This is a genomic window from Paenibacillus sp. FW104-T2 (genome assembly GCF_058789975.1).
In genome coordinates this window covers 1-24,028 of sequence record NZ_JBYTCE010000037.1, presented here as the reverse complement: position 1 = coordinate 24,028, position 24,028 = coordinate 1, and the positions used below count along the sequence as shown (strand labels likewise).

The 24,028-nt window shown below is 46.8% G+C and carries 17 protein-coding genes; 9 read left to right on the top strand and 8 right to left on the bottom strand.

Annotated elements, in window-relative coordinates:
• The first annotated feature begins 306 nt into the window (after positions 1–306).
• Together AC3WQ3_RS27910 and AC3WQ3_RS27905 are read left to right on the top strand one after the other, a co-directional pair.
• Complete coding sequence (locus AC3WQ3_RS27910) at positions 307–2,049, top strand: methyl-accepting chemotaxis protein (RefSeq protein ID WP_336780219.1); 1,743 nt, start codon at positions 307–309, stop codon at positions 2,047–2,049.
• A 50-nt stretch (positions 2,050–2,099) separates the two neighbouring features.
• Positions 2,100–5,813, top strand: a complete 3,714-nt coding sequence (locus tag AC3WQ3_RS27905; RefSeq protein WP_492474284.1) for a non-ribosomal peptide synthetase family protein — start codon at positions 2,100–2,102, stop codon at positions 5,811–5,813.
• Between the two features lie 71 nt (positions 5,814–5,884).
• Here the strand turns inward: AC3WQ3_RS27905 and AC3WQ3_RS27900 are convergent, their stop codons facing one another.
• Both AC3WQ3_RS27900 and AC3WQ3_RS27895 read right to left on the bottom strand, forming a co-directional pair.
• Positions 5,885–6,505: a TraX family protein gene (locus AC3WQ3_RS27900; protein WP_492474283.1), complete on the bottom strand. Its 621-nt coding sequence runs from the start codon at positions 6,503–6,505 to the stop codon at positions 5,885–5,887.
• Between the two features lie 57 nt (positions 6,506–6,562).
• On the bottom strand, positions 6,563–7,030 hold the full coding sequence (locus AC3WQ3_RS27895) for a GNAT family N-acetyltransferase (protein ID WP_492474282.1): 468 nt from the start codon (positions 7,028–7,030) through the stop codon (positions 6,563–6,565).
• A gap of 196 nt (positions 7,031–7,226) precedes the next feature.
• Between AC3WQ3_RS27895 and AC3WQ3_RS27890 the strand changes: the two genes are divergently transcribed.
• The 4 genes from AC3WQ3_RS27890 to AC3WQ3_RS27875 are packed head-to-tail and all read left to right on the top strand — an operon-like array spanning position 7,227 to position 11,185.
• Entirely contained in the window at positions 7,227–8,675 is a 1,449-nt protein-coding gene (locus AC3WQ3_RS27890) for a spore germination protein (protein ID WP_492474281.1), read from the top strand.
• Positions 8,672–9,820, top strand: a complete 1,149-nt coding sequence (locus AC3WQ3_RS27885) for a Ger(x)C family spore germination protein (RefSeq protein ID WP_336779574.1) — start codon at positions 8,672–8,674, stop codon at positions 9,818–9,820. The genes AC3WQ3_RS27890 and AC3WQ3_RS27885 overlap by 4 nt, the downstream gene beginning before the upstream one ends.
• Positions 9,821–9,864: 44 nt before the next feature.
• Positions 9,865–10,071 carry a hypothetical protein gene (locus AC3WQ3_RS27880; protein ID WP_492474280.1) on the top strand — a complete coding sequence of 69 codons (207 nt, stop codon included), beginning with the start codon at positions 9,865–9,867 and terminating at the stop codon, positions 10,069–10,071.
• 13 nt (positions 10,072–10,084) lie between these two features.
• Positions 10,085–11,185: a GerAB/ArcD/ProY family transporter gene (locus tag AC3WQ3_RS27875; RefSeq protein ID WP_492474279.1), complete on the top strand. Its 1,101-nt coding sequence runs from the start codon at positions 10,085–10,087 to the stop codon at positions 11,183–11,185.
• A gap of 44 nt (positions 11,186–11,229) precedes the next feature.
• On the opposite strand, the gene fucU is transcribed toward AC3WQ3_RS27875, so the two are convergent.
• Positions 11,230–11,703, bottom strand: coding sequence for an L-fucose mutarotase (gene fucU / locus AC3WQ3_RS27870; RefSeq protein WP_127536339.1), 474 nt, complete (start codon positions 11,701–11,703; stop codon positions 11,230–11,232).
• Between the two features lie 250 nt (positions 11,704–11,953).
• Between fucU and AC3WQ3_RS27865 the strand changes: the two genes are divergently transcribed.
• Positions 11,954–12,376 carry a MarR family winged helix-turn-helix transcriptional regulator gene (locus AC3WQ3_RS27865; RefSeq protein WP_095358757.1) on the top strand — a complete coding sequence of 141 codons (423 nt, stop codon included), beginning with the start codon at positions 11,954–11,956 and terminating at the stop codon, positions 12,374–12,376.
• 33 nt (positions 12,377–12,409) lie between these two features.
• On the top strand, positions 12,410–13,708 hold the full coding sequence (locus AC3WQ3_RS27860; protein WP_127536341.1) for an MFS transporter: 1,299 nt from the start codon (positions 12,410–12,412) through the stop codon (positions 13,706–13,708).
• Between the two features lie 96 nt (positions 13,709–13,804).
• Here the strand turns inward: AC3WQ3_RS27860 and bcbE are convergent, their stop codons facing one another.
• From bcbE to yicI, 4 genes are all read right to left on the bottom strand, one after another.
• A complete protein-coding gene (bcbE, locus tag AC3WQ3_RS27855; protein ID WP_492474278.1) occupies positions 13,805–15,103 on the bottom strand; it encodes a bacillibactin exporter BcbE in 1,299 nt (432 codons plus the stop codon).
• 188 nt (positions 15,104–15,291) lie between these two features.
• Entirely contained in the window at positions 15,292–18,219 is a 2,928-nt protein-coding gene (locus AC3WQ3_RS27850) for a glycoside hydrolase family 3 C-terminal domain-containing protein (RefSeq protein WP_492474277.1), read from the bottom strand.
• Between the two features lie 15 nt (positions 18,220–18,234).
• Positions 18,235–19,251, bottom strand: a complete 1,017-nt coding sequence (locus tag AC3WQ3_RS27845) for a phosphotransferase family protein (RefSeq protein WP_492474276.1) — start codon at positions 19,249–19,251, stop codon at positions 18,235–18,237.
• Positions 19,252–19,389: 138 nt separating this feature from the next.
• Positions 19,390–21,708, bottom strand: a complete 2,319-nt coding sequence (gene yicI, locus AC3WQ3_RS27840) for an alpha-xylosidase (protein ID WP_492474275.1) — start codon at positions 21,706–21,708, stop codon at positions 19,390–19,392.
• Between the two features lie 174 nt (positions 21,709–21,882).
• Here yicI and AC3WQ3_RS27835 point away from each other — a divergent pair, with 174 nt between their 5' ends.
• Positions 21,883–22,797, top strand: coding sequence for a helix-turn-helix domain-containing protein (locus tag AC3WQ3_RS27835; protein ID WP_127536348.1), 915 nt, complete (start codon positions 21,883–21,885; stop codon positions 22,795–22,797).
• Between the two features lie 70 nt (positions 22,798–22,867).
• Here AC3WQ3_RS27835 and AC3WQ3_RS27830 read toward each other — a convergent pair whose 3' ends face one another.
• Positions 22,868–23,788, bottom strand: a complete 921-nt coding sequence (locus AC3WQ3_RS27830) for a hypothetical protein (RefSeq protein WP_492474274.1) — start codon at positions 23,786–23,788, stop codon at positions 22,868–22,870.
• Positions 23,789–24,028 lie beyond the last annotated feature (240 nt).

The window sequence follows — 24,028 nt, the reverse complement described above, 5'->3', positions numbered from 1 at the left end:
GTAATAAGTGGTTTGTCCGCAAATATGTAAATTATTAAAAAAGTTTTAACGAAACTATTCAATTTAACCACATTTCATACGACATATTAAGTATAGATGTGTTTTAATAATTAGACACCTATGGATTATGAGGTACAAAAGTCTCTGCATTAAGACCGCGAACCCAAGACCATGGTCGCATACATAAGCTCTGGAGGGGGATCAACAAATGACTTGATTGGCTGCATTCATGCAAGCAAATAAAAGGTTTGTTAATTACAAGAAGATCAGGAGTGGAATTTAGTGAAATCACTTAGTTGGAAAAGCATGTCCTTTTTCTCGAAAAACTTATTACTTTCATTCACCAACATCATTATTATCGGGGTTGCACTTATTGCGAGCAGCTATTACTTCCAAAAGACGGTTCTCGTAGACCAGCTGCATGGACAAGTAGAACAAATCACTAAAAAGTGGGCAGAGGGAATCAACCCAGCCGATGTAGAGGCAGCTATTGCGGAAGGCAGCTATGATGGAAAAGTGCAAACCCAGTTGCGTGCTTATTTCGATGAAATGCATCAGTACTACCCGAATATCGCCCAAGCTTATATCTTTGGTGTAGAGCTAGGCGGAGATACGAAAAGAGAAACTTCCCTCGTAGCCATGCCGACCAATCTGAGAGAATCATTCCAGAGCGATAATGTTAATATTGGCGACATGTATGAACAACCTGTTGTTGTAGCTAATGCACTAAAAGAAATGCTTAATACGGACCGTCCAACCTTTACGACTTTCTATTCAGATGATTTTGGCACATGGACAACCATCGCTTATCCGATCAAGGATAGCAACGGCAAAATCTTCTCTTACTTTGCAGTCGACGCAGATGCAACAGCAGTTCCTGCCGGACTGAAAACACTGCTTAAAAACGGTATCATCATTCTGGTTGCTTTCCTTCTGTTGTTCCTGATTATTCAATACTTAGTAGTTAAAAATACGCTATCCCCAATTCGTCACCTGATCAAAGGTATCGATGACGTTAGCCGGGGTAATTTGAATGTCAATATTCCGACAGGTAAAGACGACCTCGGACTTGTAAACGAAAAGTTCAACACGATGGTTCGCAAAATCAATGACACAATCGTTAAAGTGCAAGTCACCTCTCAAGAGGTTAACCAATCTGCCAAAGAGCTGTATGAGGTATCTGAGAAAAACAGCGAGAACGCCGATTCCATCAACAGCAATGTAACGCAAATCACTTCCAACATCCGTGGACAGGAACAGGCGAGTCTCGATAGTGCCCGTGCCATGGCCGAAATGGCGACTGTCATTCAAACGATTGCCAGCAGTTCCGCTAATGTAGCAGATGAAGCTTATGAAATGGAACGCCGTTCCCAACAGGGTAACACGGTTGTACGCCAAGTGTCTCAGCAAATGACACTCATTACGGAATCCGTGAAGAATACGGCTTCAGCAATCCAGGTTCTGGAGAGTCGGTCACAGGAAATCGGAGATATCCTGAACATCATCTCCGGCATTTCCAGCCAAACCAACCTGCTTGCGTTGAATGCATCCATTGAGGCAGCTCGTGTTGGTGAAGAGGGCCGAGGATTTGCCGTTGTTGCTGGTGAAGTTCGTAAGCTTGCGGAACAATCCGAACAATCCACAAGCCAGATCGCCGTATTGATTGACGAGATTCAAACCGAGATTAAACAAGCTGTCCGCGCAATGGAAAAAGGTACGGCAGAAGTCGATACCGGACTTGACGTTGCAGATCAGACAGGAAAGCTGTTTGAAGATATTCTGGAAGCTGCGAAGAAAGTATCGAATCAGATTCAGGAAGTTTCCAGTGCTACAGAAGAAATCTCTGCAAGTACTGAGGAAATGACTGCTACCGCAGATGATCTGTCTGCCAGCGTTAGCAAAACAGCAGAAAGCAGTGAGCGTATTGCCGCTTCCGTCGATGACCAGAAGGCTTCCCTGTCTACCCTTGTTGATTCCTCCACCCGTTTGAACAGCATGTCCGAGGAATTACAGGAATTGATCTCTCACTTTAATGTAAGCAAGTCCTAAACAACAACGATAAAACGAAACGAACGTTATAATTAAGGAGGAAAATAGACGTGATCGATCATCACTCTTCATCTTCCCAGACAGTGGAATCTGAGTTGCCAGTTCTCCAGATTCCACTGGATTTTGGGCGCCGTCAACAATCATTTTCGTATGAATCAGCTCATATACAGCTGCAGCCAACACAGAGCCGTGAACTCACTCAGAAATATGGCTCAACGTCGATTTATAACGCGCTCCTGTCGGCATATGCTGCCTTGTTGTTCCGGTTATCAGGAGAACAGGAATTAGGCATTGGCACGCTTGATCCGGATCGTTCTGCATCAGTTCTGCTGCTGCAGGTGCATGGCAAGATGAGCTTCCGTGAGCTAATTCGTCAAATTACCCTTTTGCAAGAAAAAGAAGATTCGATGCAGCCGGGTGCTTACCCGGAAACCTTGTTTATGTTTAATAGTGTTCAGCTTCCTCAGGCTCCGCAGGTGCTCAATTGGAGTATCCGCGAGGAGCAGAATGTATACACTCTCGACTTGTTCTTTGATGCTTCCCTTCTGAAAGAAGCAACCGTGCTGAGATACGCTGAGTACTATCAAACCCTGCTTCTCTCCATGCTTCGGGATGAAGACGTGGCCATTGGCTCCGTCGATATTTTGTCCGCCTCTGACCGGACGTTGTACCGCGAGATGAATGATACCTGTGTGACTGAACCTGAGCATCAGACCATTCATGGCTGGTTTGAAGCTACGGCTGCCGAGTATCCCGATTCGCCCGCAATCACGTCCCCATTCGGCCGGTATAGCTACAGAGAATTGAACGAACGTGCCAATCAAGTCGCACGCGTACTGTTATCCAACGGCCTGCAAAAGGGTGAGTTCGTCAGCATCTTCATGGAACGCAGTCTGGAAACGATCATTTCCCTGCTCGGCATTCTGAAGGCAGGCGGTGTTTACGTTCCGATTGACCCTGAACATCCACAGGAGCGCAATAGTTATATCGTGGAAGATACGGCTTCTTCTTTTGTTTTAACCAAGGAGTCCTCTCTAGCGGAAGCTTCACGGTTATTCTCGGGTATTCCTACCGTACGTCAAATTCTGGCTGTGGATGGACGCCTGGCCGGATTTGCAGCAAGTAATCCTAATCTGGATATTCAGGCAGACGATCTCGCTTACATCATCTACACCTCCGGATCCACAGGCAAACCCAAAGGCGCACTCGTTGCCCATCGCGGGGTTGTCAACCTTGGAAGTGTCGTGCAGCGCGATTGTGACATTCAAGCCGGGGACGTTTTGACTCAGTTTGCTACATACAGCTTCGATGCTTCCGTCTGGGATACGATTGGTGCACTGTTCTATGGAGCGGAATTGTACCTGTTATCTGCCGAGGAACGTGTATCTGTAGAGGAGTTCGCCACGGCAATCGAGCGCACAGGCACAACGATTATTACGATCCTGCCTACGATCTTCTTTAACCAGCTTGCATCCTATCTGTCAGACGAAGGGTTCCATAAGCTGGCCAAGGTTAAAATTATTACCGTTGCGGGCGAAGCCCTCTACGGAGAACAGGTTCGCGCCTTCCAGCGCAAATTTGGTAACCAGATTGATATCGTCAATGTGTACGGGCCTACCGAATGTACGGTGGCGACAACGACACACCGGATCAGTGAACAGGTACCGGAGCATGTGGCTAACATTCCGATTGGTAAACCGATTCATAACTACAAAGTGTATATCGTCAATGAAGAGCAGCAGCTCTGTCCTGTAGGCGTGCCTGGTGAAGTATATATTGCTACCCCTGCACTGGCGAAAGGATACTTGAATCAACCAGAACGTACAGAACAAGCCTTCATTGATAATCCTTTTGCACTCGATGAAAAAATCTACAAATCCGGTGATATTGCCAAGCTGCTTGATACCGGTTTGCTGGAATACGTCGGACGTAGTGATTCACAGTTGAAGATCCGGGGTCATCGGATTGAAATTGGTGAGATTGAGGATCATTTTGCTCGCCTTGAAGGGATTCAGGATGCTGTGGTCATTCCCAAGAAAGAATCGGACGGCCAGAACATGCTTGTGGGATATTTCACTTCCAAGGATGGCACCACTCTATCGGTAGATCATATCAAAGCCCAACTGGCAGACAAGCTTCCATCCTATTTTGTACCGAAATGGATCTGTCAGCTTGATGAAATGCCTATCGCACCTACAGGCAAAATTCACCGGAAAGCGATGGTATCTCTACCAAACGAGGAAAGACATGAGAATCGGCCGAATCGGATCATGCCTGAGACAGAGACCGAGGCGATTATATTCAATGCGTGGAAAGAAATTCTCGGACACAGCGACTTTGGAATCGAAGACAGCTTCTTTACGATCGGTGGCGACTCCTTACGAGTAATCCATGTCCTGGTTATTCTGAAGCCGCACTATCCACAGCTGAAGATTGCCGACTTCTTTGCAGAGAAAACCATTCGTTCCCTGGCACTTCGGGTACAGTCACTTGCGCAGATTACTGAGCAAACTGCCCCATCCGGTGAGCACACTGGCGTAATGACGCAACTGGCAGAGCATCCGGTCGAATTGGCATCCCAACTGGGCTACCCTGAGATTCTTAAGCCGGAGCATGTTCTGCTAACAGGCGCTACAGGTTACCTTGGTTCACATGTGCTGCAGCAGCTCCTTCTTCATTCGGATGTGACAATCCATACGCTAGTTCGTCGTCCGTCTGACGGTAACACAGCCATGCAGCGTTTAAGCAAGGTTATGGAGGGATATTTCGGGCCTGAGATCAGTGCACTTCTCGCTTCACGTGTCGAGATTATCGAGGGAGATCTGGAGAAGCCTAACCTCGGTTTAACCGCTGAGCAAACCAGTAAGGTACAAGCCCGGATTGATCGTGTCATTCACTGTGCGGCAGACGTAAGACACTTTGGAGATGCTGAACAGTTTGCCAAAACCAATGTAGAGGGTACGGTAGCCCTGCTGAATCTGGTTCGCAGCAAACCCGGCGCTTCCTTCCATCATGTCTCGACCATGGGCATACCGGAAGATCTCGCGCTCAGTGGACAATGGGAATCATCCCTTCAGTATGACCGTTTTCCGGCAGATCTGCATGTAGAGAACCTGTACTCTGACAGCAAACTTGAAGCGGAGAAAGTACTGATGATTGCAGCAGAGGAAGGTGTACCGGTAAGTATCTACCGTGCGGGTAACCTGACATGTCATTCGGAAACGGGACGCTTCCAGTCCAACATCGACAGCAATGCCTTCTACCGGATGATCAAAGCGATGCTCCTTCTCGGCAAAGCTCCTGCTGCCGAATGGTTGGTTGATTTCACACCGATCGATTATGCAAGCCAGGCTATCGTGCATTTGGCTCTGCGTGATGACACGGCTGGACGGGTATTCCACATTTGTAATCCCGAGTCGATCCGTTACGATCGTTTGATTGCTTCCATCAATCGTGCGGGATATGAAGTCGAAACGCTGCCTTTTGATGAATATACCAGCTGGTTATTCGATTCATCCATCAGCAAGGATCCAGAGGCCCTGCAGCTCGCCATTGCCCAATTGGAAGGTGACGGTGCGAAGGATTCAGCCTACGTTTATGCCTGCCCGGTAACAACAGCGTATGTAGAGCCAGCCGGAATTCACTGTGCAAAAGCAGATGACTCATTCATCTCCAGCATGCTGCAATATGCCGTTAACATTGGATATTTCCCTGCTGCTAGTCAGCCGCAGCTTGACTCTTCCACATCTCATATTGCGGAGTAGAACGATTCATTTATAAAAAAACAAACAAGCCACCTGGTCGTCACTTCTGACAGCCAGGTGGCTTGTTTGTTTTATGTCCAGCGTATTATAGCAATAATGGCAAGATGAGCCGGGTAAAAATAACGCCAGATCCACCTTGGTCCTTTCAAACGAAAACCTGCACCGTAATACTGCGCAATGGCTATGCCCAACGTAGCCACTACGCTGTACATTTGGACTGAACTGCTGTAGAGCTGGATATAAAGAGCCGTTAACAAAACATGCCCCAGCACCAGTACGGGTCCCTGGAAGTACCGGAATAACAGTACTAGCAGCAGTCCATACATGCCATAATCCATGGCCGTTATCTCCATAATTATGCCTGCCCCAACAACAATCGGGATACCCAGTAATCGGTTCGGCAGTTTGTCCAGTACCAGCAAAACCAGCAGGGACCACCACAGGGTCCATACGACGTTTAATGACAAGTGATTAAATGCCGCCATGAAAGGGACTTGGGAGAGCACAGCGATCCAAAAAAGACGCCAGATGTATTTTTGTACATTACGTGTATGCTTATACCCGATATAGACAGCAAATGCATATATGGGAAAAGCAATCCGCCCAATGATCCTCAGTTCCTCAACCTGCGGATAAAAGACAGCCCCTATATGATCGATCAGCATCGTGATCATGGCGATCCACTGCATCATTTTGCGTTCATCCCTCCCTGATCTATCTCTACTTCGAGTATACCTATTCCAGGTTAGTCACACATTACGTTCATAATACAGGAAGTGATCGTCTTTCGCATACCCCTCTGATTCATATAATGCCTGTGCCTGTGTATTGTTAATCGCTGTGGATAAGGTTATTCGAATCGCCCCTGTCTCGCTAGCGAAGGTATGTGCAGCCTGTATCAACTTGCGAGCTATACCTTGCTTGCGGTGGTCCTTATGTACAAATAAATCGTTTAGCACCCATATGGACCCCATGGACACTGAACTGAAGCTTGGATACAACTGAACAAACCCGGCAATATTTCCTGGACCAGGTTCCGTTTTGGAATCCGATTCTGCCATCCATATCACAGATTCATCCTTGCTCAAACGCTCCTGAATGTACTTAATGGCCCTCTCCGTATCAGAAACCTGGTTGTAAAACATTCTGTACTGGTTAAATAATTCACCTATTTGCTGGGCATCATCAAACCCTGCCCGTCGAATCTGGTACATCATTTGTTTCTTCCTCCCTTAACCACGGAATGATTTTTTATATACTCTATTTATTTTAAGGCAATCACAACCATCTACCATTCATCAAGTGCATCAAAGTTTGCAATCGTTGTCTAAGAAGAATAATTTAAGTCAACCTATGCAAACTATACTCTTAAGCCTGGACTTATTCGAAGTCGCAGTTAAAGGAGTGCTTATTATGGACACGGAGACAATTCTCGATCAGCTCAAACGGCGCCTTACCGGAATCTCCGATATCGTCTATCAACCTTTGCAATTAGGCCCGGTGGGCGGTGTTCTCATTTATATTCAGTCCATTGTAGATACAGTGACAATGCGAGAAGCCATTATCAAACCGCTGCTCGAAAAGGTATCACATCATGTAGTGGAGCCTCTCTTTTTATCACATGTCATCAGCGGCGAGTTTTTCTCACTGGAATCCAACCGTTCCGATTCCGTAGAACAGTTGGTTGACGACATTGTTTCAGGTAAAGCAGCCTTGTATCTGGAGGGCTTATCAGGCATGCTTTCCTTTTCCGTACAAGATTATCAAAAACGCTCTGTTCCAGAATCCACAAATGAGGTTGTCGTCGTCGGTCCTCAAGAAGCCTTTATAGAGGATATTAATGTAAACATGTCGCTGCTTCGACACAAAATCAAACATCCTGACTTCAAATTAGTCAAGTTCACCATCGGCAAATACACCAAAACAGAAGTTTATGTCGTATACATCGAAGGACTATGCAAACGGGATATTCTTGAAAATGTGTTGAAAAGTCTTGGCGAAATTGACATGGACAGCAGTTTGGGAGTTAGCTATCTGTCCGAGTTTTTGGAAGATCATCCCCTCTCTCCTTTTCCGCAATATCAGTACACCGAAAGGCCGGATACTGTCGCTGCTGCTTTGGTAGAGGGACGCATCGGAGTGATGCAGGACGGGACACCTTTCTCCCTGCTTCTTCCCGTTACCTTCTTTTCCTTGATGCAGTCTTCGGAAGATTACTACCAGCGCTTTCATTCTGCTTCGTTCATTCGGATCATCCGGCTGCTTTTTTCGATTATCGCCTTTTTACTGCCTTCCATTTATGTTGCCGTGACGACCTTTCACCCGGAAATCATACCGACCAATCTGCTGATTACAATTGCTGCCGCAAGGGAGAACATCCCTTTTCCGGCATTAATTGAAGCCATCATCATGGAAATTACCTTCGAAGGATTGCGCGAAGCAGGCATACGGATCCCAAAACCTTTAGGCCAAACCGTTTCCATTATCGGAGGAATCGTTATTGGCCAAGCCGCCGTACAAGCGGGTATCGTCTCTGCTCCGCTGGTCATCGTTGTATCCATTACAGGCATTGCCGCGTTCATTATCCCACACTTCGAGCTGGGCCTTGCCTTTCGGCTGCTTCGTTTTCCGGTTCTACTCATGGGTGGAACGTTAGGATTATTCGGTGTGGTCATTTCCATCTATCTGATTTACTGGTATATGGTAAGCCTGCGTTCTTTTGGCGTTCCTTACATGCAGCCGTTTGCCCCACTGGTGCTTCGGGATTTCAAAGATACTTTTGTACGGGTTCCCTGGTTTGGGATGAAAAAAAGAACCAAAGCCTACGCTGCGGATAATGAAACGAGGCAAAAGACACCATGAGTGCCCGCCATATGTGTGTTAAGAGTGGACTGGTATTACTTTGCTTCGTCCTTTGCACCGGATGCTGGTCCAAAGTAGAGATCAACGAGAGAACCTTCATCACAGCCATGTACATCGACAAGGGCGAGAAGCCAGGCGATATTGAGTTAACGCTCAGCATGCCTCTTCCCAATCGGCTTGCACCCGATGGCGGCGGATCAAGTAAATCCCCTTATGCCATCGTTTCTGCCAACGCACCGACGATAGCAGATGCACTGGAAAGAATACAGACCGATTTAACGCGCAAAATCTCTTGGGGTCATACACGGGTGGTCGTTTTTGGCGAAGCCTATGCCAAGGAAGGGATTCAAGATACGCTGGCATGGATAGCACGTGAACCCCTGTTTCACCTAAGCAGCTACATCATGGTTGCCAAAGGCAAAGCCAAGGATGTCTCCGACCTTACGCCTGTGTTTGAAGAAACTCCTAGTGACGTGCTGCGTGAGTTTTCCACAGAAGAAAACCTGTTAAAGACTCAGGTGCTTAACGTCTTTGCAGCAGATAAAATGAATCAGGGATTTGCATCCCCAATCTTGACTGTCCATCAACGTCATATGGCAAGTGAAGAAGGCGAGTTAAAAAAGTGGGTGAGCCAATCTGGCGGTGCACTGTTCAAACAAATGAAAATGGTTGCCTCGCTCTCTGACGAGGAAGCCCGTGCGGTTGCCTGGGCAGAGCGAAACCTCGACTCCTTGAGCATATCCGTCAAAACAAAAAAAGAAAAAGCAAGCATGACGATCTATGACATGCATTCGGTCGTTCACGTTCGATTAGAACGAGGTGAGCCGATTTTCGACATTAAACTGAAGGGGAAGGCTGAACTCAACTCGGTCATTCCTGTGCTTAAAGCAAAAGATATCGTGGCAGTGAGGGATATTGAGCAGGCCGCCGGCGAAAAAGTAAGCGCTCAGCTGAGAAGTGCAATCCAGACTGGAAAGAACAAAGGGGCTGATATTCTGAGACTCGGATACAGACTGGAATGGCGATATCCTGAAATGTGGAAAACGCTTCGGCCAAAGTGGATCAATTATGTGAAGAACGATTTGCAGTACCAGGTCACTACTGACATCAATATTCAATTCGTAGGATCGGAGTCCAGCTTCTAACCAGATTGAAAGCTGTTTACCGTCCAACTGCCCAGGAGGATATCATGATAGCGGTACTACTATTTGCAGGACTTTACTTCTTGGACTGGTCTTCGATTCGCTCCAGCAATAAGAAAATGAAAGCCGGTTACTTCGTCTTGCTGTTTTGCTATCTCATATGGAATACACTGGCGGTGAGCTGGCCTGGATGGCCAACTCCCAACGACATGATCCTTCAGGCCTTTGGCTGGGCTGACCGAATATCCCAATAAGGAGGGGATTCCCTTGAACCATCTCACTGCCGGACAAGCCTATCGCTTCATGTTTGTTTACCTGTATTCAGAGCCAGTCGCCTTTCTCTTACAGCGATTATTTAAAATGAGCGGGTATCAGGGCTGGCTGTCCACCATTGGAGGATTCACCATTAGCCTGATCTTTCTTCTGTCTACTTACAAGTTGGGCTCACTTCATCCGGATAAGCCCTGGATTTCATTTGGAGACAAAATTGTCGGCAAATATGTGCACCAAATTTATGTTGGGCTGATCGCCATGCTGTGTATTTACTTGCTATCTATCGATGTGGAAAACTTTCTTGTGTTTCTTCAATCGATGTACCTTCCCGAAACGCCGATCTGGTTAACGGCAGGTATAACCATATTGTGTGTTTGTCTGTCCGCTCGTTCCGGATTAATCACGATTGTGTTTATGTCAGAAGGTATTTTTGTCGTACAGCTAATCACCTCAACCTTTCTGATACCGACTGTAGGAGGCGGTGGAAACCCGGGAATATTAATGTCTATGCTGACCCACCATGACCCGTCCGAAATCCTGTTCGGCTCCCTCTCAACCATGCCGTGGTTTTCGGAGTGGATGTTATTCCTGTTTCTTGCACCTGCAATCGTATTCCGGCGCCCCCTGCTCAAGAGTATGTTTTTTGCTGGAGCCACCGTCGTTATATTCATCATTTTCTTTTGGATGTTCACGATCATGAATTTTGGGCCATATGTAGCTGCAAGCCTGCGTTATCCTTTGCTGGAGATGATCCGATTCGCCCGTTATGGAGACTTTCTGGATAATCTGGATCCTGTCTTGATTGCCATCTGGTCCACGACCATGTTTACCCGCAGCTCTTTTCTTCTGTATGTCGCCTCGGTATGCCTTTCCAGATTGTTTGGCGTTGAACGGCAGAAATCCTTCGTTTATTTGCTTGGTGGAACAGCCGCAGCCATGGTGCTTCAATATGCAAAAGACGCCGCCTCCTATGAACTCGCTATCCGTTCCTATGCGGTACCTGTATTTACCTTGACCATTGAATCGATGCCCATTGTGTATGTGGCTGTACATTGGCTTCGTGGCCTAAAAATAAAAAAGGCGAACAGAGCTTAAGCAGCTCCATCGCCATGCCTATCGTCTAAATGCATCAATGAAAATCACTTTAATTCCATACGTTGATTTTGCGGATCAGGATTTACATCAGGGAAAATGACCCCTTTTTTCAAGATGAGATTGGCATACTGGGCACGCTCACCGGTAGCAACGATGGCATAGGCACGAGAAGCCCTCTCATAGAACGAAAATCGTTCTTCTTGGTCGAAGGCGTCTGTGATGCCTTCATGCTCCAAGATCAGCCTGCGGTAATCCTCCCATATGATCGGAACAACCTGATCCCCCTCTACAACCTGCATGACGGCTGCAGGCCGTTCTGCATACGTATCAAGTGGATACAACCTCAAAATGGCCTCCAGTAACTCTACGGTTCCCAGCGCATCACAACGGATGAGATGCCTGGCATGGCTGGCTGCAGGGAAATTGCCATCTGCAAGCACCAATTCGTCCCCATGCCCCATCTCGGACATAATCTTAAGCAGTTCTGGAGAAATTATTGCAGGAATGTTTTTCAGCATACTCAGCTCTCCTTGTTAGCTCCACACATCGAATGGAGCAGAATAACCTTCGGTATTCCAAGATGACATCCTTAACTTTCCACCTATGCAGTTCACTTCCATTCTATCAGGATACTCTATCTTCGCACAATCCAATTTGAAAGTGGTTTATTCCAATTTGCTTTGACAAAATTGGTTGCATCACATATAGTTGTTATAACAAGTAATTCGTTTGAAGATGATTTATAGGAAAGTGAGGAACTTCGTTCGTATGGACTATTCGCTAGAGCAATCTGTCGGATTTATGCTGGGCTTCACATATCGCAAAGCCGCTGCTTTACTCGCGACCCGTTTTAAACCTTACGATATAACAACCGAGCAATTCTCTGTTCTGTTCAATATCGATAAGGGAGAAGGCGTGAACCAAAAGGAAGTTGCGAGTCGCGTTCTGAAGGATCAACCCACCACTGCACGCATTATTGATCTACTCGAGAAAAAGGGATGGGTTGAACGTCGGACCAGTGAACAGGATCGCAGAGCTTATCTCCTCTATCTGACTGCGGAAGGAAAAGCGTTGATCGATATTCTGGTTCCCATTGAAAGAGAAATGAATAAAGAACTTGCTGAAGGTATACCCGAAGACCAGATGGAAGCATTTAAACATACTCTTTCCCTCATCAATCGCAACTTGTAATGAACCGAACATCTCAAGGGGGAATGAATTCATATGAAAGACCGTTCTACACAGGTTAAACTTTGGACCACCGATTTTATTTTGCTCATGCTCTGTAACTTCCTTCTTTTCCTACAGCTGCATATGATTGTTTCTCCTCTTCCTTCCTACGTACAGGAACGATTCCACGCGAATGCTTTTGAAGTCAGCTTATTCACCTGTCTGTTTGCACTTAGTGCAATTGCTGCTCGCCTATACTCAGCCAAAGCACTCGAAAAAGGCCTACGCAATGCCATGATCTACATCGGCCTGTCCGTAGCCCTTCTTGCTACGCTCGGGTATTATTTTGCTGCCGGTATAGCTGTTCTGCTGCTGCTGCGCATGATTTTTGGTGTTGGTTTCGGAATGAGCAGTACTGCGTTCCCAACCATGGCATCTGACATCATTCCGGTTAAACGTATGGGAGAAGGTATGGGCTATTTCGGGTTATCTACCAGTCTTGCCATGTCTATGGGTCCCATTATCGGGGTTACGCTGCTGCAGGGTTCAGGATTCGTAACACTTATGCTGTGTACAGCGGCCGTGATCGTCGTCATCTATCCACTCAGTTATTCATTAACACGTAAGAAAGCTGCACGGTCACATGCTGGTTCACCTCAAACTTCAGCTGGGCCCGCAGCGAACGTTTCCGGAACGAAGGAGAAAATTCCTTTTAATCGAAAATTAATCTTGCCCAGTGTGCTGAATTGTTTGTTATCGATCACCTATGGTGGACTTGTCGGATTCATTGTGTTATATGGCAAAGAGGCCAATCTGGCCAACCCTGCTTTATTTTTCTTGTTTAACGCGTTAGCTGTACTGCTAGTCAGACCGTTTGCAGGCAGATTGTATGACAGCAAGGGACCCAAAGCGCTGCTTATTCCTGGAGCGATTTTTGTGGCGATCGGACTGACTATCCTTTCTTTTGCAACGTCCATGCCGATTTTATTTGTCGCAGCATTTATATACGGCATTGGATATGGTTCCATGCAATCGTCACTGCAGACCTGGATGATTCAGATTGTAGCTCCAACCCAGCGAGGGATGGCAAATGGCATGTTCTTGAATACACTTGATTTGGGGATCGCTACGGGTGCTCTGCTGCTTGGTGCTATCGCCTCGATGACAAGCTACACGGACATGTACCGGTATTCCGTCATCTTCATGATTGTGTTCTTGCTGATCTATCTTATCCAAGGTAAACGAAGTGGAACTTTCGCAGTCACCGTCCATCCGTTACTTGCCCATACACATATATCGGGCACGGATTCAGACTCCAAAGAGTCCAGTTCCACCACATCCGCTGAAAAATAAAAAATTTTCGTCATAAATAAAAAACGCGTTTGCCGGCTGAGAATGATGTTCTCACCAGCAAGCGCGTTTTTGTGTCTACGCATTAACGCAGTTCATTTAAAATGGACTTTTCTTTCGCCTAACGGGTACCCGTCTAGGTACATGATTCGTCTCTGCAGACTGCTCCAACTTGTTAGGGGCTTCCCCCGAGCTGGGCTGTTTTCCTTTTTCAGGCTTAACCGCAAATAATGTGAGCAGGCCACCTACCGCTCCAGTAGCTGCGATTACAATAAAAAGAATAAAATGCGATGTACCAAGGAGAAGGGATACGATCGGTGGACCCAAAGAAACGCCAATAAAACGCATACTGCTGAACAAGGCTGTAATCGTACCGCGCTGCGCTTTGTCAACGCCTTCAGTAATGAGTGCATCAAGACATGGAAGCGTGGCACCAATCCCTACACTACCTAAAGTGAACAATCCAACCACCAGATAGATGTTATCCCAGAGCCCCATAATGATCAAAGATCCGGTCAGTATCACAAGTCCCGTAAAACCCACCCACTTCATGCGAACCTTGCTCTTGCCAATCCATTTACCTGCGAGGAAAGATGACAAGCACAGGGCCGCAAGCGGAATCGCAAGCACCAGACCTTTAAGAACACCTTTCAGCTGGTATTCAGACTCCAGCGTCTCCGACAAATAAAAAAGCACGCCAAAAATAACAAACATGCAAATTCCACCGATGGCAAAAAGTGAATATAACCAGCGGCCTTTTTCTTTTAGCACTGTACGAACGGATGAGACAAACTCGGAGAAGGTCGGTGGCTTCTCTTTTTTCTTCGGCGTTTTCACCAGAAAAATAACGAGTACCAGGGAAAGCAAACAGAGCACCGGTATGGCCATAAAAGGCAGGTACCACAGCCAAACGGCCAGTGCAGCACCCAAGATGGGACTTATGACTTTACCGAACGTATTGGATGTTTCGATGATACCCAAACTTTTGCTGACCTGCTTTTCGTCGTCAAACATGTCACCAACAAGGGGTATAACGATGGGAAAAGCTCCAGCGGCACCTATCCCTTGCAGAAGCCTTCCGCCAAGGATGGTCCAATACGCTATGCTTCCGTTGAGCATTAATGCAGCTCCGCCTGCTACCGCACCCCCAGCTGCAGCAATGATAAGGCTGGGGATGATAACCGCTTTACGTCCAAACCGATCAGACAGATACCCTGCAATCGGAATAAGCAGTATGGCAACCACTGCGTATACCGTGATAAGCATGCTGACCTTGAAAGACGATACTTTCAGTTCACGCTCAATTTGCGGAAGGATCGGAATCAGCATGGAGTTACCCAACGTCATAATTACCGGGATGGAAGCAAGTGCGACGAGGTCCCACTTTTTATCTTTCATGCCTTAACCACCTTTACGAGATCGGAAAACAACAATGTTAGTGTGGTTCGTTCGCCAATTGATTATACGGGATATGTAAAAAAGTTCAGTTACAGCATGATAAAAAAACCGTTCCGGTTTGTACAACCGGAACGGTCCATGTGTATCATTGATCGTATTGGAACATCTTTTTCACTCCGCAGCAATGATTAACATTTTAATCTGAACTGCTGAATGGCAGCGCCACCTTGGAACACAATAGTTAAACGCTCCAGTTCCTGCTCAGGTTGAAGTGGACATTGGACCGTTGTCCACTGGATGTCAGAGCGATCTTGGCCCGGTGTGGATACAGAACCATTCATGGGCACGGGACATGTTCCAAGGAGCGGCCCATCTGGCCCTCCAGAACGTATCTGCAGCTCGCCACCTTTTCCAAAAGCAGCTACCCGTGCTTCAAATGTATGCGCTCCTTGTGTTCCGTTATTCAGGAAAGCAATCCAGGACAGCTGATCTTCCTTATACAGTGGTTCTCCAGGAACAACCGCCCGAACTGCTGATCGTCCTTCCAAGCACTCGTCCAGGAGCACACCTGTATACTCATCAAAATTCTCTGCAAATGTTGGCAAGTCCAATTGGCGGGCAGGTATAACTTCCCCTTCAATCTTCATATCGGCTGTCTGGCGAATATCTTCCGAGGAGCGTCCAGCCATGATGGACCAGGTCGCTGTCTCCACGCAATATCGGTCACGTGTGACATCCCAGAAGGCAAGCTTTTGAACAGGAATTTCAAAAGCTACGGTCTGCACTTCGCCAGGTGTAAGATGGATACGCTTAAAGCCAATTAATTGCTTCAACGGCCGCTTCACTCGGGATGTCTGCGGACGTCCATAGATCTGCACTACTTCATCACTTGCAACTTCTCCCGCATTTCGAACCTGCACTTCAACTTTCAATACATCAGCTCCGGATACTCCCTTAATCCGCTGAGCGTCAATTGCATTGTATTCGAATGAAGAATAAGTCAAACCATGTCCAAATGGATATAGGACGGAACCTTCATGGTACATATATGTCGTACCGTTATTAATAATATCGTAGTCCATGATATCAGGAAGCTGTGACTCATCCTCATACCAGGTCATATTCAGTCTACCTGCCGGAGCATATGTGCCAAGCAGCACATCCGCAACCGCATGACCCAGTTCTTGTCCTGCATGGGTCAAATATACAATGGCTGGAGCTATGTCCTTCAGTTCCTGAAGTGCAAATGGATAACTTCCCACAATGACGACTACGGTATTCGGATTTGCCTTGCAAACCTCCTTGACCAGGCGGACTTGCTCAGACGGAAGCGTAAGACCAGGCCGATCAATTTCTTCCTTGCCGTTAATATAGGGACTGTTGCCGACAACGACTACAGATAGATCACTGACTTTTGCAGAAGCTGCTGCTCGCTTGATACCATCAATCTCGACATGCTTCACCAGTTGTACTGGCTCCTTCGCTCCAATCACCAAGTCATTTGCTTTCGCTGCTGCGGCTCCACCTTCTGATGGATCTGCAACGGGTGCCAAAACATGCTTGTCCTGATATTTAGCAAGTCCTAAAGGAAGACCATTCCACGTCCGCAATAAGGTGCTGTTATCGATCTCGGGATCAAATTGCACAACTTCCTTAACAAACCATCCCCCGATCTCTGGTGCAATCGCCTGATACTTGCCTTGTTCGGTTAACGTAATATAGCGATTATTCTTCACCCTTCGCAGCGTATGACTTCCCCATCCCCAATCCTGATGAACGAACACAGCCTTCTCCGCACTGCCTTCCGGAACGGCTACAACGGTTCCTTCATCTCCGATCGATAATACCTGCCCTTCCTGTGTCTGGAGACTGATTCGATCATTCCCGTCTTCATAGAGGATCTCTGCATCAGTCAATCTGTTCCGTAAACCATCTAATACGGTAATTCGATATGGCAGCGTACCGCTATACCAATCGGTGAATACTGCATCCGCGAGAGGTCCAATCACGCTTACCTTGCGAAGTGCATCCGACTTTAATGGGAGCAACCCGTCATTTTTCAACAATACAATAGACTCTGCCGCAGCTCGATAACTTAATTTGGCATGTTCCGGCGCACACAGGACAGACTCCGGTATAGACGCGTATGGATTAAGACCCGAGCGGTCCAGTTGTCCAAGACGCATGCGAACACCAAAAATGTTGCGAATAGCCCGGTCCAGATCCTCTTCCTTCAGCAAATCTCGATCAAGGGCCTCTTGCAATGCAGCTACCACCAGATCCACTTCATCGGTCAGACAATCCACACCTGCCTTCAAGGCACCTGCCGCAGATTCGGCATGCGTTGCATGGTATCCATGATAGTTTACGGTTTGCGAGAGGTCTCCCCCGTCACAAACGATAAAACCGGGCATAGCCCATTCACCCTTAACCACATCGTTCACATAAGGACTTTCTATCGCTGGCGTGCCGTTGATGGAATTATAGGCTGTCATCATGGACAAGGCACCACCCTCAACAAACGGTGTCTCGAATGCTTTAAGATAGTACTCGCGCAAGTTTCGCGGATTTATGCTGGATGAACAATTCAACCGGTCCTTCTCGTTATTGTTGGCGAAAAAGTGTTTCAACGTAGCTACCATTTTCAAATAAAATGAATGATTGCCCTGCATGCCTTGCACGAGAGCTGCTGACATCTCTCCTGTGAGTACAGGGTCTTCACCGTACCCTTCTTCCGTTCTACCCCAACGCGGGTCACGCTCCAGATCAACGGTTGGTGCCCACAGGGTCAAGCCGTGGCGTTCAGGTTCGCGATGGTGGTAGGCTCTGGCCTCATCCCCAATGACGGAACCAATTTCACGCATGAGTGTCGTATTCCATGTGCTTGAGAGTCCGAGAGGCTGCGGAAAAACGGTTGCTTCCCCTTTCCAAGCCACCCCATGGGCAGCTTCTCCTCCAACATTGTATGCAGGAATCCCCAGCCGCGGGACAGCTGCTTCACGTGTAGGAATCAGACTGATCTTCTCTTCTATCGTCAAACGTTTAATCAGGTCATCAAGTCTCTGTTCGAGTGGCAAAGCTGCATCCCACATGGGGTATTGTTCATATTCCTTCATACTTACGCCTCCTAGTTATTGGTATGGTTCAATCATCATCTTCCATTGTTCGATGAGGTCCAACGTACGTTGACAAAACTTCTGTCCGTCATGCGGCTGGTCAACCTGATATTCATGAACGTAAGCATTAAAATAAGAGGACAATATTCTATAGGCCAGCCGGCGTGCCAGTCCCTGATCAGACATATCCAGAGCTTGACCGTAACCCTCGTGAAATGCAGGCGGTGCTGTGGACAGAATGGCTTCAAACTCCCTGTCGGCAAACATGGACCGATCTCCATCAATGATGGCGGCAATGTTCAAAGCATCCTTATCCTCATGAATCAACACGTTTGATTCCCACAGATCGTTATGGACAAGTACAGGAACGGTCACCTCATCAAATAATTCGCTGTGATCCCGGAATATGCTCGTAATCTGTTCGCGGGCACCCGGCATATATCCAACCTGCTCGGCTTTCCACGCTGTTTCTTCAGCAAAGGCCATCAGTACCTCGGACCAACGATCCGATCCTTGGATGGTACCGTCTCCTTGTGGCCAGCCGAAGGATTCACCCTGAATCTGATGCATGGCGGCAGTATATTTGCCCAGCTCGCGGTAGAGCTTATCCTTTTCGGGTAACGAGATCGAAGGGTGATTCAGCTGCTTGCTAGGAATAAACTCCATAAACATATAAGTTCTCGAAATGATCGAACCGCTGTTATCACACACAATGACATGGGGAGCCGGAATGCCTGCCTTCTGATAATAATCATAAACAACCGGTTCTGCTGTCATCATCGTGCGTTCAAAGGAAAACAACGGATCACTGGCTTTCTCCGCTTGCGGATCTATTCTTTCTGGAGCCAAACGCAAAATCACATCTGAATAAGCAGCATGCTCCAGCAGTACCCGGTAAGTTGTATTGAAAAGTCCGCCCTGCAAAAGGGAGTACCTTTTCACTTTGGTAGCGGTTCCAAAATTCTTCTCAACCAATTGATATAATATCTCGGTTGGAATAGCCCGGTGTAAGCCTGTGGTAATGGTACTCAATTTCTTTTATTCTCCTATCTATTACTGACTATCCTCAATCACACTATGGCTTGCTGGCTGCAGCTACTTCTGCTTGCCTCCGCTGTAGACAAACAGAACGGCACCTTGCGGTACCGTCCTCTAAGTCATACTTGCAAATTACAATTGAATCGTGAGCGAGCTTACGCCTGCTGCTGCAGTTACTACGATTCCTTGTTCACCAGCTGTCTGGGATCCACCCTCGACACTGGATACACTTTCGATGCCGCGAAGCACCATATTCCATGGCTTGCCTGCACCTTCAGCGCGTACCTCCAGAACAGATCCATTACGCGTTACGTTTACAACCAGTTCCTGCTCAGCCTGTTGGTTCACAACAACCGCTTGCGCCGTGTTGCCATCAGCGAGCTCGAACAAGTGCAGGGAAACTTCATTTGCAAAATCATAATCCGGTTTGCTATTGGTTGCACCCACTGCAATCAAACTGTTTGGTTTGATCATCATTGGCAATGTGCGGAAGTTGTGATTCTCACGTACAAAACGGCCGCCTTGTACTTTATTGCCTGTCAGGAAGTTTGTCCATGTTCCTTCTGGCAAGTAGTAAGTTACATCGCCTTCCTTATTAAAGATCGGCGCTACAAGAATCGAATCCCCGAACATGTACTGCGTATCCAGGCTGTATGTTGCAGGATCCTCTGGGAAGTCCAGCACCATGGCGCGCATCATCGGGATACCTTTCACAGTCGATTCCTGAGCAGAATTATAGAGGTACGGCATCAGGCTGTTTTTAAGTTTGGTGAAGTCACGAACAACGTCCACGGATTCTTCGTCAAACAGCCAAGGCACACGATACGAGGTACTTCCGTGAAGACGGCTGTGGGAAGACAACAGACCGAATTGTACCCAGCGTTTGTATACGTCAGGTGTCGCTGTATTTTCAAATCCACTGATATCATGACTCCAGAAGCCGAAACCGGAAAGTCCGAGTGACAGGCCGCCGCGAAGCGATTCAGCCATCGATTCATAAGTAGAAGAGCAGTCTCCGCCCCAGTGAACCGGGAACTGTTGACCACCTGCTGTTGCCGAACGGGCGAACAGGGCAGCTTCGTTCTTGCCAATTTTCTCTTCAAGCAATTCAAATACAGCTTTGTTATAGAGATGTGTATAGTAGTTATGCATTTTAACCGGATCAGAGCCGTCAAAGTATACAACATCCGTCGGAATTCTTTCGCCGAAGTCCGTCTTGAATGAATCTACACCTTGATCAAGCAGTACTTCCAGCTTACTCTTATACCATTTAACAGCATCCGGATTCGTGAAATCAACCAGAGCCATACCTGCTTGCCACATATCCCACTGCCACACGCTGCCATCAGCTGTTTTTACCAGATAACCGTTCTCCATACCTTCATCAAACAAGTAGGATTTTTCTGCAATATATGGGTTAATCCAAGCACATATTTTAAGACCTTTGTCTTTCAAACGGCGAATCATGCCTTCCGGATCCGGGAACATCGCTTCATCCCATACGAAATCAGACCATTGATATTCCTTCATCCAGAAGCAGTCAAAGTGGAATACGGAAAGTGGAAGATCACGTTCAGCCATGCCGTCCACGAAATGGTTAACGGTTGCTTCATCATAATCGGTTGTAAATGATGTTGTCAGCCACAGACCAAACGTCCATGCCGGTGGAAGCGCTGGTTTACCTGTTAATTTCGTATAGTTATCAAGTACATCCTTCGGATTGTCACCGCCGATAATGAAGTATTCCAAAGTCTCGCCTTCAACACTGAACTGCACTTTAGATACATTTTCAGATGCAATTTCATATGATACACGTTCAGGATGGTTTACGAATACACCATATCCTTTGCTGGACAAATAGAAAGGAATGTTCTTGTAGGACTGCTCGCTGCTTGTACCGCCGTCCTCATTCCATGTGTCAACGACTTGACCATTCTTAACAAATGGTGTGAAGCGCTCGCCCAGACCGTAAACGTATTCACCAACGCCAAGATCAAGCTGCTCGCGGAAGTATGCTTCTTTACTCGGACCTGTAATATAACCAGCCGCTCTCTGACCACTGCCTGTAATCCGTTTTCCTTCATACAGGAAGCTGACGTCCCAACCTTTGGTTTTGTCGATTTGAACTTCAAGATTGCCGCTTTTCAAAACAGCTCCTTGTTCATCTTGCGTGATGTCAACATTCACGTCTTGATAGTTGAGTTCAAATTCAGGACTCTTTTTCACTCTTCCTTTATGGTGATTCAAGGTTACACGAATAACGTTAGGCATAGGTGAGCTGTACGTTGCTTTCAGCAAGGTACCGTTCAACGTATCACCTTTGGTACGAATATATTTAGTTGCCGCATATACGGTCAACGAATCCCCTTTTTGCACAATATCACGAATGTCAGTCGGGTTTTGAATGTGGTATCCTTCACGAGTCATCCAGAATCCATCAGTAAATTTCATGTTTTCTTTCCCCCTTCGGTTATACTATAATAATATTGATATTAAACATGGTTTTCTTCCGATATTTTGACCAAATATATCACGATTTTGATATTTCCTGTCCGATTATTGAACAAGATCACCAATCTATGGAAACGATTACATTAATAATGATACCATAAAGGAGGACCTTCTATGGAACGCGAACGATTACGGGAGGACCGAATCCACGGTAATGCAATGTATCCCGTCAGTGTTTATCCGGATATTGAACAGCTTAACGGAGACAGCATTCTGGATTGCCACTGGCACGACGAGATGGAATTTACGATGGTCACTCAAGGCAGTGCCGTGTTCCAGATTGACATGAATACCGTAGAGGTGAAAGCGGGCGAGGCGATTTTTGTTAACCGCGGCGAAATTCATGCTGGCTATTTGAAAAGCGACCTTCCCTGCGTTTTTTCCTCCATCGTGTTCAGTCCGGAGCTGCTGGGCAGCCGCACCTTCGATGCCGTACAAGAGAAGTTTATCAGACCGCTCGTTCATAAGACACTTATCCCTCCATTTCATATGAAGCCGGAGGATGACTGGGGCCGTGAGATCCTGCTCCATCTGCAGCGTATTTTTGCCGATCATGCGAACGGTTCTGAAACCTGTGAGATGACAACCAAAGCCTACCTGTATCTCATTTTCGCTCGTATGTTTGAACACATGCGCCCTGCACCTGTGAAAGGTACCGTCCCGACAGGCAGCCATGACAAAGTGGAGCGACTCAAATCCGTCCTTGGCTACATTCACAAGCGCTATCCTGAGCCGCTGAAGCTGAAAGAGCTGGCCGATGAGGCCAATATGAGTGAAGGACACTTTTGTCGCTTTTTCAAGCAGATGGTACAAAAAAGTCCTGTCGACTATATTAACTACTACCGTGTGCAGCAAGCCTGTTACCAGCTCGAGAACACGGATCACAAAATCGTGGATATTGCCATGGATGTTGGCTTTGAACATCTGAGCTATTTCATCACCACATTCAAAAAACACAAAAACACCACCCCCTCGCAGTATCGGAAAATGTTTTATGAAAAGGTGGCTATGGAGCCTGCACTTATATGAAGCAAAAAAGGTGCCTACAGCAATTCTGCTGCAAGCACCTTTTATTTTTTTGCTATGCCTAGTAGAGCATTTATTCTTTCAGCGTTTTCCAGGAAGTATATTCATGAATAGAGAATCCCTTAAATGAGGAGTGCTCTCCCGCCAACTTCTCCACCAGCTTCAGTTGAGATTCCATGTACACTGAACCTTCTTCATAAAATGTAATGAAGTCGCCTTCCTTGCTCTGCTTCGTCTCTACGGCAATAGAGATCGTTTTGCCCAGCTGGGAAGCCTCTGCAAGCTCGTTCTTGGCCACGTCATAGATTGCTGCAGCCGTATCGCGGTATGCCATAATCGTGATCGCATCAAATTGGCGGATCATCCAGCTGCTCACAGCCATCGTTGAACCTGAAATCTTGTAGTTATCCAGCCAGAAAGGCAAATCTGCTGCCACAGGCATATTCATCAGGGCAGCGCGGTCAACGATGTATTGAACATTCCCTTGCCACTGGGTAATGACGCTGGCCTGATTGGTTTTCCACTCCGGATGCACATGCGGTTCAATATCAAGATGAATGCCGGCAAATTTCTCGTCAGGTTCTACGGAATCCTGATAGGCTTCAATCCAGTCGAGGAAACTTGCAATTTGCTCTCTGCTTTCGGTTAGCCCCCAAGCCGCTCTTCCATCCATCACATCGACAGCGATATTATAAGCTCTGGCCTTACGAATGAAATCTGTATAGTAGGGTATCTTCACATCGCGATTGATCTGCAGATAGACCGTGTTGATATCATGATCCACGGCAAATTTCAGCACCTCTTGTGGATTTTTCTCGATCTGAGTGGTATCCCATACCCAAGTCGCTCTAATTGGTCCTTCCACGTTGCCATGGATCGATTCATAACTTTCTACAGAACCCTGTGCAATGGTCTTGGATGAGAACGTGACACCCGCAATCAGGACCAGACAGCTGATGATCTTAATAAAATGAAACCCCCGCTTGCTTTGCATATTTGTACACTCCCCTTGTAATTTACCGCTCCATCGTCGTAGTACGGAAGAATGTTTGTCGTTTTACCCTTCATTTTATGAATTAGATAACTATTCGTTTATGCATTTGCTTTCATATGCAATATCATCTTCTGGACTTACGACGAAAGAATCATATAAGATTATTTCGGGAATTCACACTTCTGTATTCATAGTTCTAAAGTCTCATTTATTAAAAAGATTTTAATTTATACAGAAAAT

What these genes read in the sequence shown, in the direction of transcription:
- AC3WQ3_RS27900 (WP_492474283.1), bottom strand. Translation starts at nt 6,505, where the DNA reads ATGATGCAGTGGATCGCCATGATCACGATGCTGATCGATCATATAGGG.
- AC3WQ3_RS27850 (WP_492474277.1), bottom strand. Translation starts at nt 18,219, where the DNA reads ATGAAGGAATATGAACAATACCCCATGTGGGATGCAGCTTTGCCACTC.
- AC3WQ3_RS27830 (WP_492474274.1), bottom strand. Translation starts at nt 23,788, where the DNA reads ATGCAAAGCAAGCGGGGGTTTCATTTTATTAAGATCATCAGCTGTCTG.
- AC3WQ3_RS27835 (WP_127536348.1), top strand. Translation starts at nt 21,883, where the DNA reads ATGGAACGCGAACGATTACGGGAGGACCGAATCCACGGTAATGCAATG.
- fucU (WP_127536339.1), bottom strand. Translation starts at nt 11,703, where the DNA reads ATGCTGAAAAACATTCCTGCAATAATTTCTCCAGAACTGCTTAAGATT.
- AC3WQ3_RS27890 (WP_492474281.1), top strand. Translation starts at nt 7,227, where the DNA reads ATGGACACGGAGACAATTCTCGATCAGCTCAAACGGCGCCTTACCGGA.
- AC3WQ3_RS27910 (WP_336780219.1), top strand. Translation starts at nt 307, where the DNA reads ATGTCCTTTTTCTCGAAAAACTTATTACTTTCATTCACCAACATCATT.
- bcbE (WP_492474278.1), bottom strand. Translation starts at nt 15,103, where the DNA reads ATGAAAGATAAAAAGTGGGACCTCGTCGCACTTGCTTCCATCCCGGTA.
- AC3WQ3_RS27860 (WP_127536341.1), top strand. Translation starts at nt 12,410, where the DNA reads ATGAAAGACCGTTCTACACAGGTTAAACTTTGGACCACCGATTTTATT.
- yicI (WP_492474275.1), bottom strand. Translation starts at nt 21,708, where the DNA reads ATGAAATTTACTGATGGATTCTGGATGACTCGTGAAGGATACCACATT.
- AC3WQ3_RS27865 (WP_095358757.1), top strand. Translation starts at nt 11,954, where the DNA reads ATGGACTATTCGCTAGAGCAATCTGTCGGATTTATGCTGGGCTTCACA.
- AC3WQ3_RS27885 (WP_336779574.1), top strand. Translation starts at nt 8,672, where the DNA reads ATGAGTGCCCGCCATATGTGTGTTAAGAGTGGACTGGTATTACTTTGC.
- AC3WQ3_RS27895 (WP_492474282.1), bottom strand. Translation starts at nt 7,030, where the DNA reads ATGATGTACCAGATTCGACGGGCAGGGTTTGATGATGCCCAGCAAATA.
- AC3WQ3_RS27880 (WP_492474280.1), top strand. Translation starts at nt 9,865, where the DNA reads ATGATAGCGGTACTACTATTTGCAGGACTTTACTTCTTGGACTGGTCT.